Below are 19024 nucleotides of genomic sequence, written 5' to 3' on the forward strand. Positions count from 1 at the left end.
CACGCGTGCAGCACAGCCCACAGAACACCCCCACGTTCTCCTGGAGCGACAGCATGCGCAAAAAGACAGGGGTGGCGGCCGTGGCGCTCGGCGTCGCAGCCGCCTCCCTCTTCGCGACCACCAGCGCGAGCAGCCACGGCTACACCGACTCGCCGATCAGCCGGCAGAAGCTCTGCGCCAACCGCACCGTCTCCAACTGCGGCGACATCCAGTGGGAGCCGCAGTCGGTCGAGGGGCCCAAGGGCTTCCCGTCCGGCGGGCCGGCGGACGGGACGATCTGCGCGGGCGGGAACTCCCGCTTCGCGCAGCTCGACAACCCGCGCAACGGCGCCTGGCCCACCACCAGGGTCACCGCGGGCCAGAGCTACAGCTTCCGCTGGCAGTTCACGGCGCGACACGCGACCACGGACTTCCGCTACTACATCACCAAGAACGGCTGGACCGGGAGCAAGGTCCTGACCCGGTCCGACCTCGACAGCCAGCCCTTCCTGGTCGTCCCCTACAACAACCAGCAGCCGCCGTCGACCCTCTCGCACTCCGGAACCATCCCGGCGGGCAAGACCGGTCGGCATCTGATCCTGGCGGTGTGGACGATCGCGGACACCGGGAACGCCTTCTACGCGTGCTCGGACGTCCAGTTCTAGCGCCCAGCCCTCCCCGTCGGCTCCGCGCGGGCCGCCCTGCTCACGGAGCTGATGCCGCACAGGCCGGGGTGTGAGCCGCACCTCGGCCTGTTGCTCGACAACACACCGGAGTACCCGCTCCGGCCCGGCGTGGCGGCCCCGGGCCTGTCCGGCGGAACAGGGTCGGACAGGCCCAAGGCCACCCCCTCCCCGGAGAGGCCCGAGGGGTAGGGCCAGGCCCACCTTCCGTACGCCCCTCAGACCCATGGCCCCGGGACCGCCCCCGCGCCTAGCGTGCTCGTCATGCAGTCCCGCAGCCCCCGCCCCCGCACCGTCTGGCAGGCCCTCGCCCGGCCGCTCACCCTGCTCCGTACCCCATGGCCCTGGCGGGCCGTCGGGTATCTCGCGAGCGGGGCGGCCGGCGGGGCCGCACTCCTCGGCGTGCTCCTCGTGCTCACCGGGTTCTACCTGCTCCTCGTCGGGCTTCCGCTGCTCCTCCTCGCCGGGGTCGCCGTCGGCGCCGTCGAGCGGTGGCGGCTGCGGCTCGTCGACCTCGACCCGGCGCCCGGCCCGCACCGCGTGCCCGAGGCCCCCGGGCTCGCCGCCTGGCTGCGGCTGCGGGCGCGGGAACAGGCCACCTGGCGGGAGCTCGCGTACGCCCTGCTCCACGCCACCGTCCTGTGGCCGCTCGACCTGGTCGTGCTCGCCGTCGGACTCGGCCTGCCCGCCGCCCTGACGAGCGCCCCGCTCCAGCTCGCCGCCGACGGGCACGAGGCGAAGGTCGTCAAGGCCTACCTGGTCACCTCGTACCCCCAGGCCTTCGCCGCCGCCCTCCTCGGCCTGCTGCTCCTGCCGCTCCTCCTCCACCCGCTGACCGGGTACGCTGGAGCCCGCGCCGCCCTCGCCCGCGCACTGCTCGCCCCGCGCGAGACCGAACTGCGGCAGCGGATCGGCGAGGTCACCGCATCCCGCGCCCGGCTCGCCGCCGCCTTCGAGGCCGAGCGGCGCCGGATCGAGCGCGACCTCCACGACGGCGCCCAGCAGCGGCTCGTCGCCCTCACCATGACCCTCGGCCTCGCCCGTTACGACGCGCCGCCGGGCCCGCTCGCCGACCAGCTCGCCAAGGCCCACGACGAGGCCGGCCAGGTGCTCACCGAACTGCGCGAGCTGATCCACGGCATCCACCCGCAGGTCCTCGCCGACTACGGACTCGGCGCCGCCCTCGCCGACGCCGCCGACCGCACCTCCACCCCCGTGGACTCCACCGGCCTCGACCCCGAGCTGCCCCGGCTGCCCGCGGCCGTCGAGAGCGCCGGCCACTTCGTGGCCCGCGAGGCCCTCGCCAACGTCGACCGGCACAGCGGTGCCGCCCGCGCCCGGATCACCGCCCGGTACGCCGCCGGCACCCTGCTCGTCGCCGTCGAGGACGACGGGCACGGCGGCGCCGACTCCGCCCGGGGCAGCGGGCTCACCGGGCTCGCCGACCGGCTCGCCGTCCTCGATGGCACACTGACGATCACCAGCCCGTCCGGCGGGCCGACCCTCCTCCGAGCGGAGATCCCGTGCAGCCCGCTGCCCCTGAACCCCGAGCGCTCCGGATCGTCCTCGCCGAGGACGGCGTCCTCCTCCGCGAAGGGCTGATCGGCCTCCTGGCGCGGTTCGGCCACGAGGTGGTCGCGGCGGTCGGCGACGCCGACGCCCTGCGCACCGCCGTCGCCGCGCACGACCCGGACATCGTCGTCACCGACGTACGGATGCCGCCCGGCTTCCAGGACGAGGGCCTGCGCGCCGCCGTCGCGCTGCGCGCCGGGCGCCCGGGCCTGCCGGTGCTCGTCCTCAGCCAGTACGTGCAGCGCAGTTATGCCGCCGACCTGCTCGACTCCGGCGACGGGACCGGCGTCGGCTATCTCCTCAAGGACCGGATCGGGCAGGTCGAGGAGTTCGTGGACGCGCTCGCCCGGGTCGCGGCCGGCGGCACGGTCGTCGACCCCGAGGTCGTACGACAGCTCCTTCGCCGCCACCGCGATCCCCTCCAGACGCTGACGCCGAGGGAACGGGAGGTTTTGGCCCTGGTCGCCGAGGGGCACTCCAACGGGGCGGTCGCCCGCCGTCTGGTGATCACCGAGGCGGCCGTCGGCAAGCACATCGGCAACATCCTCGCCAAGCTGGACCTGCCGCCGGCCGAGGACACCCACCGCCGGGTGCTCGCCGTCCTCGCCTATCTGAAGGCCTGAGCGGGACGCGTTCCCACGGCATCAGGCCGATGCAAAGCAGAAGGCCCCTCGCTCTCGCGAGGGGCCTTCCTGTCTGTGCGCCGCCAGGGACTCGAACCCCGGACCCGCTGATTAAGAGTCAGCTGCTCTAACCAACTGAGCTAGCGGCGCCTGCTGACAGAGAAAATACTACCTGGTCCGGAGGGGTGCTCGTGACCACCCTCCGGACGACCCCTCCGGACGACCCCCGGACGACCCTCCGGACCACCCTCTAGATGGCCAGCGAGAGCACCACCGGAGCGGCCCGCCGGTTGAGGGTGTCGGCCGCGGCGCGCAGCCGGTGCGCGTGCTCGATCGGGAGCGACAGGGCCAGGCAGCCCACGGTCGCGCCCGCGGTGAGCGGCACCGCCGCGCAGACCGTGCCCACCGCGTACTCCTGGAGGTCGAGCATGGGGACGGTCGGCGGCTGGCTGTCCAGCTTGGAGAAGAGCACCCGCTCGTTGGTGATCGTCCGGGAGGTCAGCCGGGCGATCTTGTGGCGGCTCAGGTGGTCGCGGCGCCCGTTCTGGTCGAGCTGGGTGAGCAGGCACTTGCCGACGGCGCTGGCGTGGGCGGCCGAGCGGAAGTCCACCCACTCGTTGACCTTCGGGGTGCGCGGGCCGTCGGCGAACTGGGTGATCTTCACCTCGCCGTCGATGTAGCGGCTGATGTAGACCGCGGCGCCGACGGAGTCGCGCAGCTCGGTCAGGGTCTCCTGGAGCTTGCGCTCCAGGGCCTCGCGGCGGGTGACGCCGGAGCCGAGGAGGACCAGGGAGTCCCCGATGACATAGGCGCCGTCGGAGACCTGCTCCACGTAGCCCTCGCGTCGGAGCATCAGGAGCAGGGACGAGAGGTGGGCGACGGGCAGGCCGGTCTCGCGTGCGATCTGCACGTCCGTCACGCCGCCCCCGTGGCGTGAGACCGTCTCAAGCACGCGCAGGGCGTATTGCACCGAGTGGAACGGCGCGGTGGGCTCGGGCTTCAGCGCCACGGTTTCCCCCAACCAGGTTGTGACCGCAAGCTTCCCTACCACGATAGCCGCCAAGCGCCCGTAACGGGGCGGCTGTTGGCGAGAATGATGCGCCCCACAGGCCCTCTGTGCTGGGCATCACCCCAGCGGCATATGCCACCGGCACAGCCCTGCCGGAGAGGCGGAGGTCAGGGCCGTGTGAACGGGCGTCCGCACGCCCGTTCGGTGCCCTTCCGGACGTGAAGATTTTTTCGTCCGGGGGCCGCGGAAGTCCCCGATGGACCCCCTGGACGGGCTGCCGGACGGGATTTCCCCGGTTTCCGGACCGCTTCCGGATCGCCTCAGGACCGCCTCAGGACCGCTTCCGGAACACCGGAATAAGCGGAGACCTCCTCCTGTTAGCGCCCTCGTACCCGACGTCCCCGCGCAGGAAGGCCGCCCACGGTGAGCGACGCGATTCGAGACGCGATTCGAGGAGAGGCGCGCGGCACCGCGCCCGTGCCGCTGTCCGTGCTTGACCTGGTCACGGTCGGCGAGGGGCGCACCGCGAGCCAGGCGCTCGCGACCAGTGTCGAGATCAGCAGGCTCGCCGAGCGCCGTGGCTACCACCGGCACTGGGTGGCCGAGCACCACTCCATGCCGGGCGTCGCCTCCTCCTCGCCCGCCGTGATCCTCGCCCACCTCGCCGCCCACACGAGCCGCATCCGCCTCGGCTCCGGCGGCGTGATGCTGCCGAACCACGCCCCGCTGGTGATCGCCGAGCAGTTCGGCACCCTGGAGGCGCTGGCCCCGGGCCGGGTCGACCTCGGGCTCGGCCGCGCGCCCGGCACGGACGGCGCGACCGCCGCCGCACTGCGCCGGACCCAGACCCTGGGCGAGGGCGCCGACGACTTCCCCGAGCAGCTGTCCGAGCTGACCCGGTTCCTGGACGACACCTTCCCGGACGGGCATCCGTACGCCCGGATCCACGCGGTCCCCGGCCCGGTGCAGGGCCCCAAGGGCCGGCCGCCGATCTGGCTGCTCGGCTCCTCCGGCTTCAGCGCGCGGCTCGCGGGTCTGCTCGGTCTGCCCTTCGCCTTCGCCCACCACTTCTCCGCGCGCAACACCCTCCCCGCGCTCGACCTCTACCGCGACACCTTCCGTCCCTCGGAGGTGCTCGACGCGCCGTACGCGCTGATCGGCGTGGCCGCGCTCGCCGCCGACGAGGCGAAGGAGGCGCACCGCCAGGTGCTGACCGGCGCCCTGTCGATGCTGCGGCTGCGCACCGGCCGGCCCGGTCTCGTGCCGACGCCGGAGCAGGCCGAGGCGTACGCGTTCGCGCCCGCGGAGCGGGAGTTCGTGGACGGCTGGCTGGCGAACATCGTGTACGGCACGGCGGACGAGGTCCGCGACGGCCTGGACGCGCTCCAGAAGCGCACCGGCGCCGACGAGTTGATGATCACGGCCAACGCGCACAGCGGGGAGGCGCGGCTGCGCAGCTACGAGCTGATCGCCGACGCGTACGGTCTGCCGGAGCTCGCGTCCGCGCTCGACTGAGGGGAGTTTCCCGGCTCGCTGGTTCCGCTTCGAACGGGCGGGCCGCGGAAGCCTAAGTGAACCTTAAACCGCTCGTCACACATGGTGGCGGGCGGTTGTTTTTTGTGCTGCACGTCTCTGACAAGGGCTTTCTTCCGCTAATTGGTCTAGTCCTCAATCTGGTTCAGACCATTGACGCACTGTTCATGCGGCGGATATCACTGCTCCAACTTCCGTACCGCCACCCCTTCCGGAGGCCGCACGTGCACCCCCGCAACCCCCGCAGTCCCCGCAAGCCGCTGATCGCCGCACTCCTCTGCTCGACCCTCGCCGCCGGCGCGCTCGCCGCGACCGTCGGGCTCGGCTCGGCCTCGGCCGCCGGCGCCGCCACCACGGCCGCGTCCACCGGCGGCGTCAAGATCGCGTACTACGACCAGTGGAGCGTGTACGGGAACGCCTTCTACCCCAAGCACCTCGACGAGCGGGGGATCGCGGCCAAACTGGACGTCATCAACTACTCGTTCGGGAACATCCACCCGACCGACCTCACCTGCTTCGAGGCCAACAAGGCGGCCGGCGACGACGCCAACCCCAACGCCGGTGACGGCGCGGGCGACTCGTACGCCGACTACCAGAAGTCCTTCTCGGCCGCGGACAGTGTCGACGGCGTGGCCGACAAGTGGGACCAGCCGATCGTGGGCGTCTTCAACCAGTTCAAGGAACTGAAGGCGAAGCACCCCCACCTGAAGATCAACATCTCGATCGGCGGCTGGACCTACTCCAAGTACTTCTCGGACGCGGCCAAGACGGACGCGAGCCGCAAGAAGCTGGTCGCCTCCTGCATCAAGCAGTACATCCAGGGCGACCTGCCCGTCGAGGGCGGCTACGGCGGCCCCGGCACCGCCGCCGGCGTCTTCGACGGCATCGACATCGACTGGGAGTACCCGGGCTCGCCCGACGGGCACCTCGGCAACCACTACGCCCCCGAGGACAAGCAGAACTTCACCCTCCTCCTCGCCGAGTTCCGCAAGCAGCTCGACGAGTACGGCGCCGCCCACGGCGGCAAGAAGTACCTGCTGACCGCCGCCCTGCCGGCCGGCCAGGACAAGATCGCGAACATCGAGACCGACAAGATCGGCGCCTACCTCGACTACGCGAACATCATGACGTACGACATGCACGGCGCCTGGGACGGCGACGGGCCGACGTACCACCAGTCCCCGCTCGACTCCGGCGCGAACGACCCGACCGACGTCATCAAGCCGGGCACCGAGAAGTACTCGATCGACAACGCCATCGACTCCTGGCTCGACGGCAAGCCCGCCTACGGCATCGCCGGCGGCTTCCCCGCGAACAAGCTGACCCTCGGCTACGAGTTCTACTACCGCGGCTGGAAGGGCGTCCCGGCCGGCACCACCAACGGCCTCGCGCAGACCGCCACCGGCGGCTCCAACGCCCGCCCGCTGAGCCAGGCGGCCGGCATCGCGTACTACAAGGAGCTCGGCGGCATCGTCGACAACCCGGCGGCCACCTTCTGGGACGACCAGGCCAAGTCCGCCTACTTCTACAAGGACGGCGAGTTCTTCACCGGTCTCGACCAGCGCACCATCCAGGCCCGCGCCGACTACGCCCACCAGCGCGGTCTCGCCGGCGCGATGATGTACTCGCTGCTCGGCCTGGACGCCAACGCCACGCTCTTCAACCAGATCGTGACCGCGGTCGGCTCGACCCCGACCGACCCGACGCCCACCCCGACCCAGACGACGGCGACCCCGACCCCGACGGCGACCACCACCAGCCCCACCCCGACGCCGACCCAGACCACGACCCCGCCGACCGGCTGCACCGCCCCGGCGTACGTGGCCGGCCAGGTCTACACCGGTGGCCAGACCGTGTCCCACAAGGGCCACAACTGGAAGGCCAAGTGGTGGACGCAGAACGAGGAGCCGGGCACGACCGGCGAGTGGGGCGTCTGGCAGGACCTCGGCGCCTGCTGAGACCTGAACCGCCCTCGTAACACCGCATGAGCCACTGCCCCCGCCCGGAACGTCCCTCCGGCCGGGGGCAGTTCCATGCCCGGTGTACGGATCGGGCGGGGGCATGGGTCAGGCGGGTGTACGGATCGGGCGGGTGTACGGATCAGGCGGGCTGCGGCTGTACGGGCAGGGGCGTGACCCCGATCAGCTCCGCGATGCGCTCCGGCGCGACCGGCCGCGAGTACAGCCAGCCCTGCCCGGTGTCGCAGCCGATCCGGCGCAGCCGGGCGGCCTGGCCCGAGGTCTCCACGCACTCGGCGGTGACCGTGAGCCCGAGCCGGTGCGAGAGCCCGACCAGGGCCTCGACGATCAGCTCGTCGGCCGGGTTGGCGTGCTCCTCGTCCTGGAAGCCGCGCACGAACGATCCGTCGAGCTTGAGGACGGAGACCGGCAGCCGGCTCAGATAGGCGAGGTTCGAATAGCCGGTGCCGAAGTCGTCGATCGCGATCCGCACGCCCATGTCGCTCAGTGCCTGGAGCGCCTGGAGCGGGCGGCCCGCCGAGCCCATGACGGCGGACTCGGTCAGCTCCAGCTGGAGCAGATGCGGCGCGAGCCCGGTCTCGGCGAGGATGCCGGCGACGTCGGCGACCAGGTCGGAGTCCCAGACCTGACGTACCGCCACATTGACGCTGACGAAGAGCGGCCGGTCGCCGGGGTGGTCCTTCTGCCACTGCCGGGCCTGGCGGCAGGCGGTGTGCAGCACCCAGCGGCCGAGCTCGACGATCGAGCCGTCCTCCTCGGCGATCCCGACGAACCGATTCGGCGTGAGCAGCCCGAACTGCGGGTGGTTCCAGCGCACCAGCGCCTCCACCCCGCGCACCGCCCCGTCGGCGAGGTCGACCAGCGGCTGGTACTCGAGCACGAACTCGCCGCGCTCCACGGCCGGCCGCAGGGTGGAGGAGAGCGCCTGCCGTGTCATCCGGTGCGCGTTGCGCTCGGGGTCGAAGAGCGTCCAGCGGGCCTTGCCGTCGGCCTTGGCCCAGTACAGCGTGGTGTCGGCGGCCTGCATCAGGCGCGTGGCCGTCGAGCCGTGGGCGCGCCGCTCGACCACGCCGATGGAGGCGGAGACCGAGAGCCGCTGCCCGGACAGGTCGAAGGGCTCCTGGAGCGCGGTGAGGACGGACTGCGCGAGGTCGGCCAGCTGCTCGGTGCCGGTGGAGTCCTCGACCAGGATCGCGAACTCGTCGCCGCCGAGCCGGGCCACCAGGTGCCCGCTGCTGCGGGTGTAGCCGTAGCCGTCGGCGCACGCGGTCAGCCGGCCCGCGACGGCGGCGAGCAGCCGGTCGCCGACCCGGTGCCCCAGGGTGTCGTTGACCGCCTTGAACCCGTCCAGGTCCAGGTAGCAGATGCCGATCCGCCCTGTTCTGCCATGCCCGTACGACTCGTAGGACTGGTACGTGTGGTCCGCGGGGCCCTCGTCGGGTGCCGGGCCCTCGGCGGCGGCGCTCTCCAGGGCGGCGGTGAGCCGCTCGAAGAAGAGGGTGCGGTTGGGCAGCCGGGTCACCGGGTCGTGCATCTGGAGATGGCGCAGCCGGGCCTGGAGCTCGCGCCGGTCGCTGATGTCCGCCACCGAGAGCAGCACGCGTGGGCTGTCCGGGACGGGGGCGACGGTGACCTCGGCCCACAGGGAGTGCCCGTCGGGGTGCTTGAGGCGGCGGGTGCAGCGGAGGCGGGAGCGCCGGCCGCCGAGCACCTCGCGGTAGGCGTGCCAGGTGCGCCCGTCGGCGGCGAGGTCGACGAGGTCGGCCGCGGGCTGCCGGCGCAGGGCGGCGGCGCCGGTGCCGAGGAGGGAGCCGAGCGAGTCGTTGGCGGCGAGCACGATGCCGTCCCGGTCGACCAGGGCCATCGGGAGCCGGGCGGCGCGGAAGGCGGCCCGGTAGTCGCGGAGCTCGGGATCGGCGGGACCGGCGGGATCGGCAGGATCGTCGCGGTCGCGGTCGCGGTCGCGGTCGCGGTCGCGGTCGTGGTCCGGATCGGGTGCGGGTGAGTGACTCTCTGTGAGCACCGGTTCCGCCGACGGGTGCACGGGTTCTTCGGAGGTTCCGCTCACCGCTCGCTCCCGTAGTGCGTTGCGTTCGGGCCGTACAGATGTGGTCGGAATGGTCCGCCAGGGAAAGTGTGCCGATCATAGAGGCTGGTTGGGGCGCCGTTCCAGCTTCTGGACGGGCCCCGGGCCCCGGGCGGGCTGTGAGGCTGACCACCCGGACACCCGGCAGATCGTTTCTGCGCGGGTGTGACACGGGTCGATGAGGCTCTGACCGAATGTGACTTTCCGTGAGCTGCCGTATGCCCGTGTCGTGTCGACCGGGCGCGTCCCGCTCACCCGCCGGGGCGGCGGAAAGGTGCGAAACACCACAAATCGCCACAAAGTGGTTGAGGTGTCAGCTTTCCGGAGCCGGAGGTCCACGTGAGGGGTCAGCAGCCACCCGGGCGGGTGCCCGGGCGAGGGTCCGGCCAGGCGCCCGGGGGAGCGCGCGGGGGAGCGGAACGCTCGCGCCTGCGGGCCGGCGCGGCGGCCTTCACCTCCCTCGCCGCGCTCGCCGCGACCGGTCTGGTGGCCGGCCCGGCCGTCGCCGCGCCCTCGGCGGGCCCGTGCGCCCTGCCCCGTACCGCCGCACACCACTCCCTCGGCCTCGACACCTGGAACCGGGCCTACCCCCGGCCCGTCCACTCCCTCGACGCGGTCATGATCTTCCTGTCCTTCCCGGACTCCCCGCCGCCGACCACCCCCGCCGAGCTGACCGCCGACCACTTCCCCGGCACCGCCGAGTTCTTCGAGCGCGCCTCCTACGGACGCTTCAGCCTGCGGGTCCACCCGCAGACCGGCTGGGCCCGGATGCCGCGGAAGTCCACCGCGTACGCGATACGGCGCGACTGGAGCGCCGAGCACCGCGCGGCCTATCTGCACGACGCGATCCGGGCGGCCGACGCCCAGGTGGACTTCTCCCGCTACGACATCGTCTACCTGGTCGCCGACCCGGACGCGCCCGGTGTCGACTCCGACGCCACCAAGGTGGTCAACCTGGAACACCCGCTGGAGGCCGACGACACCGAGATCAAGCGGGTCGTCACGGTCTTCGAGCGGCATCCGCCGGACCGCAACGTGCTCGCCCACGAGACCGGACACGTCTTCGACCTGCCCGACCTCTACCACCGGCCGACCGACGGCAAGGGCGACTGGGACACCCATGTGGGCGACTGGGACGTCATGGGCAGCCAGTTCGGTCTCGCGCCCGACCTCTTCGCCTGGCACAAGTGGAAGCTCGGCTGGCTCGACCGCGCCCAGGTGACCTGCGTGCGCGGCCCCGGCACCCACGTGATCGGCCTGGAACCCGTCGCCGCCGCCCCGGTGACCGGTGGCACCCTCGGCACCCGGCTCGCCGTGGTCCGCACCGGCGAGGACAGCGTCCTGGCGATCGAGGCCCGCTCGGCGACCGGCAACGACGCCGAGACCTGCACCGAGGGCGTCCTCGTCTACCGCGTCCGCAACCGCGCGGCCTCCGGCGACGGCCCCGTCGAGGTCGTGGACACCCACCCGCGCACCGACGCCTGCTGGGAGCGCTCGGTCTACCCGCCCCTCGCGGACGCCCCGCTCCGCGAGGGCGAGTCCTTCACGGTGCCGGACACCGGCGTCCGCGTGGACGTGGCCGAGCGCACCCCCTCGGGCGTCTGGACGATCCGCATCACGGGCCCGCAGCCCGTCGGCTGAGGCGCCCTCTGTCAGAGATGCGAAGAAGCCCCCCGCTTCCGCGAGGGGCTTCTTCCGTCTGTGCGCCGCCAGGGACTCGAACCCCGGACCCGCTGATTAAGAGTCAGCTGCTCTAACCAACTGAGCTAGCGGCGCCTGCTGACGTCGTAGACATTAGCATCCTGGTCGGCGGAAGCAAAAATCGATACCCGCACGTCGGCCGCCCTCACCGCCCGGACGGCGCGCACGCAGGCCCACAGCAGGACCTCGGGGCCCGGGAGCCAGGGCCTGCGGGTGTCGGGGGCGACCAGCCAGCGGGGGCCGGAGGAGTCGTGCGGGGCGAGCGGGGGGATGGTCACCGCGTCGCCGGTGCCGTGGCAGAGCGGGCGGGGAACCTCCGGGCCCCACTCTTCCCAGTCGAGCAGGGACGGTAAACGCTGGGCGGTGCCGGGGGCGGCGAAGAGGAGCATCCGGCCCCGGTGGACCGCAACCGGGCCGCTGCCCGGGCCCTCGGCCCACAGCCGGTCCAGCATCCGGCGCCCGAAGGTCGGCTCCACGTTCACGACGTCGAAGACCGTGCCGCAGGGGAGTACGGCGGGGGAGGCGGGGTGCTGTTCCCAGTGGGCGAGCGCGGGGCCCGGGCGCGAGGTGGCGGAGGCGAGCCAGGCGGCGCCGTCCTCGGTGACCCGCGCGGGCTGGTGCCGGCAGATGTCGTACAGGACCGTCGTCTCGTCGCTCAACCACGTCGTCATACGACAAGATCTACCGGGTGTGACGGAGCCGTTTCAGCGGGTTGCGTGAAACCCGGACAGGGTGGGGTGCGGAGGAGTATCTTGCGCCCCGGCATATGCCAGGGCGCTGGGCTCCGGGGGTAGACCGCGGGCGCAGTCCCGGCCGCGGCCGGGACTTGACCCGGGTCCGTGCTTCGGGCCCGGCCACGTGCTGCGGCCCGGGCCTCGGGGCCTTCCCGGCCTGGTCCCGGGACCCCGCCCCGGGCCCCGGCGCCCGCGACCGGCCCTGCCGGGCCTCAGTCCTCGGTCTCGCGCCCGCCCGTGCGGATCAGGCCCTGCCCGAACTCGATCATCTTGCGGGCGTAGTCCTCGGTCCAGGCCGCGCGCTCGGCGATGTCGGCGGGCGTCAGGCGGTCGAACCGGCGCGGGTCGGCGAGCTGGGCCGCCGCGATGGCCTGGTACTCGGTCGCCCGGTCCGTCGCCGCCCGGAAGGCGAGGGTCAGTTCCGTCGCCCGGGCGAGCAGCTCCCGCGGGTCCTCGATGGACTCCAGGTCGAAGAAGTGCTCCGGGTCGGCGGTCGCCTCGGCCGGCTCGAAGATCAGCGGCGCCGGCCGGACCCGCCGCTGCCCGCTCCGCTCCGCGGATTCCGCCATGGTCCTTCTCCTCCTCGCACGCACACGGCCCGGACACCCGGGCCGCCACTTCCCATTCTCCCGCGCCTGGCAAGAGGGCCGAAGCCCGCTGCTCACGGGGCCCAGCCGACCTTGTGCTCCGCCAGGTGGGACAGCACCGCGTGGTTCGCCTCCCACCCGTCCGGGGCTGTATTCATCTGCCGCCTCCGGCGGCGTGCCGGACTCCGTCCGGCGAGACGGCGCGCCGCACCTGGGCGCCGGCATGGCCAGGGGCGCCGGGAACGGGAACGGGGCCGGGTCGGGGCAGGGGCGGTCAGGTGCCGAGCGCGCCGAGCGCTTCCAGTACGGGCGAGTCCGGGGCCGTCCGGGCCAGGCGCCCCCTCAGGTCCTGCGCCGCGTTGAGCACCCGGGCCGACTGAACACCCTGAGCGAAGGCGACGAACTCCTCCGTCGACACGAAGGCACCGTCCAGGTCGCCCTGCCGCATCTGCACGGTGGCGAGATCGGCCAGCACCATGGCCCGGGTCCGCCGCCGGTCGATGCCATGAATGTCCAGGGACAGGTGCAGCAGTTCCTTCGCCGCTGCCTGGTCCCCCAGCCGGGAGCGAATTCTGGCCGACTCGTGTGCCCAGCGGCCGGCGCTGTAGTGGGACGCCCACGACTCGCCCGGCGCGGCGGAAGCCCGCCCGATGGCCGACTCGGAGGCGGTCAGCATCTCCCGTGCCGTCGTGGTGTCCATGTCCGCGGCAGCCGCCCGGGCGAGCGTGTTGCGGTAATAGGCGAGGGCTTTCGGATCGTCGAGCTTCTCGCCCCACCTCACACACCCCTCGGCCAGCCGGACAGCCGACGCGAGGTGGCCCAGGTCGACAGCCTGATCCGCCAGGCCGCGCAGGGCCGTGGCGGCGGCCTCGTTCTCTCCCGCCTCAGCGGCCAGCTTGAACGAGTGGACGAAGTAGCGCTGCGCCAGTCCCTCGTTTCCCTCGTCCTTGGCCATCCATCCCGCGAGATGGGCCAGTTCCGCCGTGGCCGCGAACAGCTCACGACCGACCTCTTCGGTGTATGTGCCGTCGAGCCACCGCTTCACGTCCTCGGTGAGGTAGCGGACGGTCAGGTGGCGGGCATGTCCACCACCCAGCTCGGAGGCGGCGTCTCCGAGTGTCTTGATCATGTGTCGAATGGCGCTGACCTCGCCCATCCCGACCCGTACGCCGCCGGTCGTACCCACGCGGCGAGTCACGGCGGCGGCATCGGGGATGTCCAGCGCGGACAGCCCCACGGCGGCGGAAGCCGCAAGGAATACCCGGCGCTCCACGTCATCCCTCCCGAGGCGCATGACTGACGCCACCGTATCGCTTCCGTCCGGCATCTTCTCTTGGGAAAGATCGATGCCTAACACCTGTTCGATGAACGGCAGCCATTCAGTGGGGTGACGTTTTCCGGCCTCCCAGCGGTACACCTGCTGGCGATCACAGAACCCCACGGAGCCCCAGCGGGCCGTGGACAGGGCATCCGCCAGACCTTGCTGGCTCATGCGCGGCCGCCGCGCTTCACGAGCGGTCCGGATCCGTTCTCCGATGGTCATGGGCATCCGATCCGTCGTCGCCTGGTTCGCCCCTGGCCTACATGTGGCAGACAGAGCGGCAGCTGTCAACGGAGAGTCATCTTCCGTTGACTGGGCGTCGGTTGTTTCCCCCGAAGGAGAGTGCCGTGCCCGAGTCCACCCCTCACCGTCGAGCACCTGCCGAAGACGGTGCCGGACGAGACAGGACCGATTCACCACCCGGTGCGCCGAGCCGCGCTCTGCGCCTGCGAGCGGCCGACGGCTGGGAGAGGTTCATGCGCCGTGTCGCCTCGCGACCGGGCCTGGAGAACGAGGGCCGGGTGGGGCCGGACGGCCATGAGCAGCACCCGCTGGTCGGTAGTCGAGTCCGCGACATCGCCAGCGGAGGCGAGGGCGTACTCGCGGCGGTCACGCACGAGGTGCACTCCGACGGGCGAGTGGTTCGGATCGCCCATGTCCGCCCCGCCTCCGGCGTGGAGTGGTCCACGGCCGCCGAGAACGTACAGATCCCCTGAGGCAAGGAGTCTCACCATGCCCCTGCTCCATGAGGTCGATCGCGCCGATGCGATCACACTCCTCAGCCGGCTCCTTGCAGTCGGCGTCGACTTCAAGCTGGGTGATCAGGTGACCCGCAAGCGGCTCACGCCGAGCGAGATGCGGGACCTCCTCGTCACGGATCTCCCCGAGGAGCCGGCCGGGGTCGACGCGGTCGTACGAGAACTCGTCGACACCGTCCTGCCGATGTGCAACAACGAGGCGTCACCCCGCTTTCTCGGCTTCGGTCACACGGGCGCCGATCTCGCTGCGCTCGCCGGCGGGCTCCTTGCCCTGTTCGCACAGCAGAACCTGATCAATCAGTCATTCGCCGCACCCTCGGCGACACTCACGGAGATCGCCGTCATCCGATGGCTTCGTGAGCTCATCGGCTATGACAATCCAACCGTGGCGGAGGTGACCACGGTGTGGGACGTCGGCGGTGTCACCACCTACGGCGGCACGGGCTCCAACACCACCGCCATGATGCTGGCCCGCGAGAACATCGCCCCAGGCACCCTGCACCGGGGAGTCACCGACGCGACCAAGATGCACATCGTCGTACCGGCCGGGATCGGCCATTACAGCGTCAAAAGTGCGCTGGAGTGGATCGGTTGTGGAGACCGGATCATCGAAGTGCCGACCACGGGATACCGCTTCGACCTCAGCGCCCTCGAACAGGCGCTGCGGGAAAGGCGGGGCGAGGTCATGGCCGTCGTGGCGTACGCGGGGGACAGCCGTACCCACACGGTGGAGAATCTGCGTGCGGTCCACGACGTCACCCGCGCGGTCGACCCCCGCATCTGGCTCCACGCGGATGCGTGCTGGGGACTGATGTGCGCCCTCACTCCGGTGCTCGGCTCCAAACTGGCCGGGATCGAGGACTTCGACTCCGTCACCGTCGATCCGCACAAGGTCATGGACATCCCTTACGCGATGTCCGCCCTTCTCGTCCGCGAGGCCGGGGCGCTGCGCTCGATCTCGTCCTACTCGGACCTGATCATGCAGGAGGACTTCGCGTTCGGGCAGGTCACGCCGTTCATCGGCACCAAGGAATGGTCCTCGGCGAAACTCTGGGCCATGATGCGCGCGCACGGCCGGCCGGGGCTCGCCGACATCATGCGTCGCCGCCTGATCACCACCCGTACCTTCACCGGCCTGGTCGACGACCACCCTCGCCTGCTGCGGTTGAACATTCCTGACATGACCGCCGTCGTGTTCATGTACGTGCCTGCCGATCACGATCCCGGGCGACCGGACATCGACCGGATCAACGACCTGAGCAAGCGCATCCACGCCCGCATCCTGGAGGAGGGCCGCTGGCACTTCCACCAGTTCTCGATCCTCGACGACACAGGACGCATCCGCAGGGGTGCGACTCTCCACCCGCTGCGCTTCATGGCCAACAATCAGCGGATCACCGAGAGCCATATGCGCGACGCGCTGGCCTACGTCACCGGTCTCGGGCGCGAACTGGAGCAGCGATGAGTGCCCTCTTCGCCGCGGCGGCCGCCCTGCACCCCGGCCCTGACGGGTACGCGCTTGCCTACGGCTCGCACGCCACCCGCCCGCGGCCGGAATCGGACCTCGACCTCCTGTATACCGGCAGTCGGCCGCTGCCCCACAGCGCCCTCATGGGACTGATCCACGACGTGAAGCGGCTTCATGCCGAGCACGGACTCACCGTCGACGAGGAAGTCGGATTCGCGTCGAAGCTGTACGCCACTTCAGCGGAGATCGACGCGGCGGCACGGTTGGACGGGTTCGCGGGCCTGACGGACTTCGCCGCACCCCTGGGTGATGCACAGGCCCTGAACTCTCCCTCGTTCAAACTGCGCCTCCTGCTCAACGCCCTGACCACACCCCATGTGTTCCTCGCCGGAGATGTTCGCCGCTACCGGCGGGACATCGCACGTGCAGAGCGAGGCTGTGCGCTCCTTGCGCTACGGATCGCCGGAGCGGGAGAAGACGGGCTTGCCCACGCGGTTCGCGCCCTACTGTCGTCCCCCGAGGGGCGCACCGGGAAGTCGTTCCTCGGCTACCGGCCGGGTCCACACCTCCACGGAGTGCTGCGGAGAGGCCTGGCCCATCTGGAACAAGAACGAGTGGTCGACATCGACCACGACTCGATCATCTGGAGGGCGATGTGAACGGACGCGCCTGGGACGACCTTCCACCCGCCCTGCGCCGTCGGCTTGCCGACCGGTTCGGCGCGGAGGGGAGGCCCGAACCCGTCGTCGGAGGCTTCACCCCCGGCGTACGGGTGCGCATGCCGGTCGCGGACAACCGTGCCGTGTTCGTCAAAGCCATCCCCACCGCGGATCCGCTGGCCGCCATGTACCGAGCCGAGGCGGCGATCAACAGCGGCCTTCCCGCAGGTCTCGGTCCTCGCCTGCTGGGCGTGCTGGACGGCGAGGGATGGGTGGCGCTCGCCTTCGAGTACGCAACGGGCAGGAACCCCGACCTGTCGCCCGAGTCCGCCGATCTGCCGCACGTCATGGCGGCGGTCGCTGGGCTGTCTCCGGCGTTGAGCCCCTGCCCGGCCCCGGAGGTGCCCGAGTTCGCGACCCATCCGGTCGTCGCGCTCGCGTCGGCGCATCACGAGGCCATGCGTGGTGACACGCTTCTGCACTGTGACATCCGAGCGGACAACGTCCTGATGGGCGAGAGACCCCTGCTGGTCGACTGGGCCATGGCCCACCGGGGCGCCGCATGGCTCGATGTGGCGCTGATGGTGCCGCAGCTGGTCATGGCCGGTCACACCCCGGAAGGCGCGGAGGCGTGGGCGGCTCAGGCGCCGGCCTACGCCGTCGCGCCCGAGGCTGCGGTGGCGGCCTTCGCGTCGTCCCTCACCGGCTACTGGGCGAAGCGTCTCGACGAAGGGGTTCCGGAGCTGCGCCGGTATCGACGGCGGGCCGTGGAGGCCGGTCGCGCCTGGAAGGCGTTCCGCGGAGTATGAACCTCCAGGGCGCCCCGCTCACGGCGTCCACGTCACCCGGTGCTCCGCCAGGTGGGACAGCACCGCGTGGTTCGCCTCCCAGCCGTCCGGGGCTGTATTCATCTGCCGCCTCCGGCGGCGTGCCGGACTCCGTCCGGCGAGACGGCGCGCGGCACCCACGCGCCGGCGCGGCCGGGCCGCTCCGCTCACGGCGTCCACGTCACCCGGTGCTCCGACAGGTGGGACAGGACCGCATGGTTCGCCTCCCAGCCGTCCGGGAACTTCACCGTGACGCCGAGCTGGACCGGTTCGGTCGAGGGGTGTTCGTCGAGGAGGTCGGTGACGCCGGCGCGGCAGACGACGATGCAGGCGTGGCGGTGGCGGGAGGCGAGGACGCAGAGGCGGCCGGTCTCCAGGTGGAAGGCGGTGGCGTCGGGGCGGCCGGAGAGGGGGTGGAGGACGACGGTGACGTCGTACTCGCGGCCCTGGAGGCGGTTCGCGGTGTCCACCGTCACACCCGTGACGCCGAGCTCGGCGAGGGCCGCGCGGACGGCCGCCGCCTGGTCGCGGTGGGCGGTGCCGACGGCGACCCGGTCGGCGGTCAGCGGCGCGGGGGCGGGGGAGCGCTCCGAGACCGTCGCGCCGCCGCGGTCGAGGAGGCGGCGCACGACGAGGGCGACCGCGTGGACGGCCTCCGGGTCGGTGCGCGGGGTGTGGCGGGCCGGGAGTTCGAGGAGGCCCCAGCCGGACTCGGCGGCCTCGTCGAGGACCCGGTCGGGACCGGAGCCGTCCGAGGGCACGCCGAAGGACAGGCGCCGGTCGCCGTGGTCCGTGCCGCTGCGGAAGGGCGTGTACGGGTAGAAGGCGTCCGACACCAGGGGCGCGGCCGACGCCGGGAGCCGCCAGGACACCGGGAGGCGGTGCTGCGGCAGCTCCGGGTTGTGCGCCAGGAGCGTGGAGACGGCGGACGCGGACGGGTCGTACGACAGGCCCGCCCACTGCTCCGCGCCCACCACCGAGAACGGGTCGAGCTGGCCCGGGTCGCCCACGAAGAGCGCCCGCTCGAACAGGCCCGCCACGGCGAGCAGCGCGTCCGAGCGCATCTGGTACGCCTCGTCGACGATCGCGTGCGCCCACGGCTCCACGTTCTTCACGTGCGCCCACTTCGCGGCCGTCGACACCACCACCGGCAGGCCCGCCAGGTCCCCGGCCTTGGCCGACTTCCGCACCTGCTCCAGGTCGTTCAGCGCCTTGTCGTACGGGTCGGCGTCGCTGGAGTGCAGCCGGCCGACCGCGAGCTCCGGCTGCTTCTCGGCGATCCGCAGCACCAGGTCGTCCACCTGCGCGTTGGTCTGGGCCACGATCATCAACGGGCGGCCGGCCTCGGCCAGTTCGAGCGCGGCCCGCACCACGAGCGTGGACTTGCCGGCGCCCGGCGGGGAGTCCACGACGACGCCGCGGGCGGTGCCGCGCAGCGTGTCGGCCAGGATCGCCTCCGTCGCCCGGGTCGCCTCCGCCGAGGGGTCGAAAGGCTTACGGTCCAC

16 protein-coding genes and 2 tRNA genes are annotated in these 19024 nt (G+C 71.9%); 10 read left to right on the forward strand and 8 right to left on the reverse strand.

Annotated features, from left to right (window positions below):
- Positions 1 to 53 precede the first annotated feature (53 nt).
- From AB0M18_RS11740 to AB0M18_RS11750, 3 genes are all read left to right on the forward strand, one after another.
- The gene (locus AB0M18_RS11740; RefSeq protein WP_365756679.1) at positions 54 to 644 is read left to right on the forward strand and encodes a lytic polysaccharide monooxygenase auxiliary activity family 9 protein; all 591 of its coding nucleotides are present in this window, start codon (positions 54 to 56) and stop codon (positions 642 to 644) included.
- Between the two features lie 282 nt (positions 645 to 926).
- A complete protein-coding gene (locus AB0M18_RS11745) occupies positions 927 to 2264 on the forward strand; it encodes a sensor domain-containing protein (RefSeq protein ID WP_365756680.1) in 1338 nt (445 codons plus the stop codon).
- Positions 2186 to 2857, forward strand: coding sequence for a response regulator transcription factor (locus AB0M18_RS11750; RefSeq protein WP_365756681.1), 672 nt, complete (start codon positions 2186 to 2188; stop codon positions 2855 to 2857). The genes AB0M18_RS11745 and AB0M18_RS11750 overlap by 79 nt, the downstream gene beginning before the upstream one ends.
- A 76-nt stretch (positions 2858 to 2933) precedes the next feature.
- Here AB0M18_RS11750 and AB0M18_RS11755 read toward each other — a convergent pair.
- Positions 2934 to 3007 (reverse strand) — tRNA-Lys (locus AB0M18_RS11755).
- A 100-nt stretch (positions 3008 to 3107) separates the two neighbouring features.
- A complete protein-coding gene (locus tag AB0M18_RS11760) occupies positions 3108 to 3866 on the reverse strand; it encodes an IclR family transcriptional regulator C-terminal domain-containing protein (RefSeq protein ID WP_265862690.1) in 759 nt (252 codons plus the stop codon).
- 435 nt (positions 3867 to 4301) lie between these two features.
- Here AB0M18_RS11760 and AB0M18_RS11765 point away from each other — a divergent pair, with 435 nt between their 5' ends.
- Both AB0M18_RS11765 and AB0M18_RS11770 read left to right on the forward strand, forming a co-directional pair.
- Positions 4302 to 5381: an LLM class flavin-dependent oxidoreductase gene (locus AB0M18_RS11765; RefSeq protein WP_365756982.1), complete on the forward strand. Its 1080-nt coding sequence runs from the start codon at positions 4302 to 4304 to the stop codon at positions 5379 to 5381.
- Between the two features lie 278 nt (positions 5382 to 5659).
- Positions 5660 to 7357: a glycosyl hydrolase family 18 protein gene (locus AB0M18_RS11770; RefSeq protein WP_365756984.1), complete on the forward strand. Its 1698-nt coding sequence runs from the start codon at positions 5660 to 5662 to the stop codon at positions 7355 to 7357.
- A 142-nt stretch (positions 7358 to 7499) separates the two neighbouring features.
- Here AB0M18_RS11770 and AB0M18_RS11775 read toward each other — a convergent pair whose 3' ends face one another.
- Positions 7500 to 9446, reverse strand: a complete 1947-nt coding sequence (locus tag AB0M18_RS11775; protein ID WP_365756682.1) for an EAL domain-containing protein — start codon at positions 9444 to 9446, stop codon at positions 7500 to 7502.
- A gap of 384 nt (positions 9447 to 9830) precedes the next feature.
- Here AB0M18_RS11775 and AB0M18_RS11780 point away from each other — a divergent pair, with 384 nt between their 5' ends.
- Positions 9831 to 11105, forward strand: a complete 1275-nt coding sequence (locus AB0M18_RS11780; protein ID WP_365756986.1) for a M6 family metalloprotease domain-containing protein — start codon at positions 9831 to 9833, stop codon at positions 11103 to 11105.
- 61 nt (positions 11106 to 11166) lie between these two features.
- Here the strand turns inward: AB0M18_RS11780 and AB0M18_RS11785 are convergent.
- From AB0M18_RS11785 to AB0M18_RS11800, 4 genes are all read right to left on the reverse strand, one after another.
- A tRNA-Lys gene (locus AB0M18_RS11785) sits at positions 11167 to 11240 on the reverse strand.
- Positions 11231 to 11836 carry a bifunctional DNA primase/polymerase gene (locus AB0M18_RS11790; protein WP_365756683.1) on the reverse strand — a complete coding sequence of 202 codons (606 nt, stop codon included), beginning with the start codon at positions 11834 to 11836 and terminating at the stop codon, positions 11231 to 11233. Before AB0M18_RS11790 ends, AB0M18_RS11785 begins: the two co-directional genes overlap by 10 nt.
- Before the next feature lie 275 nt (positions 11837 to 12111).
- Positions 12112 to 12468: a hypothetical protein gene (locus tag AB0M18_RS11795; protein ID WP_365756684.1), complete on the reverse strand. Its 357-nt coding sequence runs from the start codon at positions 12466 to 12468 to the stop codon at positions 12112 to 12114.
- 292 nt (positions 12469 to 12760) lie between these two features.
- A complete protein-coding gene (locus tag AB0M18_RS11800; protein WP_365756685.1) occupies positions 12761 to 14029 on the reverse strand; it encodes a helix-turn-helix transcriptional regulator in 1269 nt (422 codons plus the stop codon).
- A gap of 254 nt (positions 14030 to 14283) precedes the next feature.
- Here AB0M18_RS11800 and AB0M18_RS11805 point away from each other — a divergent pair, with 254 nt between their 5' ends.
- From AB0M18_RS11805 to AB0M18_RS11820, 4 genes are read left to right on the forward strand one after another with little or no spacing between them, the layout of a single operon-like run.
- Positions 14284 to 14523 (forward strand): hypothetical protein, encoded by a 240-nt coding sequence (locus AB0M18_RS11805; protein ID WP_365756686.1) that lies wholly within the window; start codon positions 14284 to 14286, stop codon positions 14521 to 14523.
- Positions 14524 to 14539: 16 nt separating this feature from the next.
- Positions 14540 to 16030 carry a pyridoxal-dependent decarboxylase gene (locus AB0M18_RS11810; RefSeq protein ID WP_365756687.1) on the forward strand — a complete coding sequence of 497 codons (1491 nt, stop codon included), beginning with the start codon at positions 14540 to 14542 and terminating at the stop codon, positions 16028 to 16030.
- Positions 16027 to 16692 carry a hypothetical protein gene (locus tag AB0M18_RS11815; RefSeq protein WP_365756688.1) on the forward strand — a complete coding sequence of 222 codons (666 nt, stop codon included), beginning with the start codon at positions 16027 to 16029 and terminating at the stop codon, positions 16690 to 16692. The genes AB0M18_RS11810 and AB0M18_RS11815 overlap by 4 nt, the downstream gene beginning before the upstream one ends.
- Positions 16689 to 17501 carry a phosphotransferase gene (locus AB0M18_RS11820; RefSeq protein ID WP_365756689.1) on the forward strand — a complete coding sequence of 271 codons (813 nt, stop codon included), beginning with the start codon at positions 16689 to 16691 and terminating at the stop codon, positions 17499 to 17501. Before AB0M18_RS11815 ends, AB0M18_RS11820 begins: the two co-directional genes overlap by 4 nt.
- A gap of 185 nt (positions 17502 to 17686) precedes the next feature.
- Here AB0M18_RS11820 and AB0M18_RS11825 read toward each other — a convergent pair whose 3' ends face one another.
- Positions 17687 to 19024 carry an AAA domain-containing protein gene (locus AB0M18_RS11825; RefSeq protein WP_365756690.1) on the reverse strand — a complete coding sequence of 446 codons (1338 nt, stop codon included), beginning with the start codon at positions 19022 to 19024 and terminating at the stop codon, positions 17687 to 17689.

The organism is Streptomyces sp. NPDC051909 (assembly GCF_040681095.1).
GTDB lineage: Bacteria > Actinomycetota > Actinomycetes > Streptomycetales > Streptomycetaceae > Streptomyces.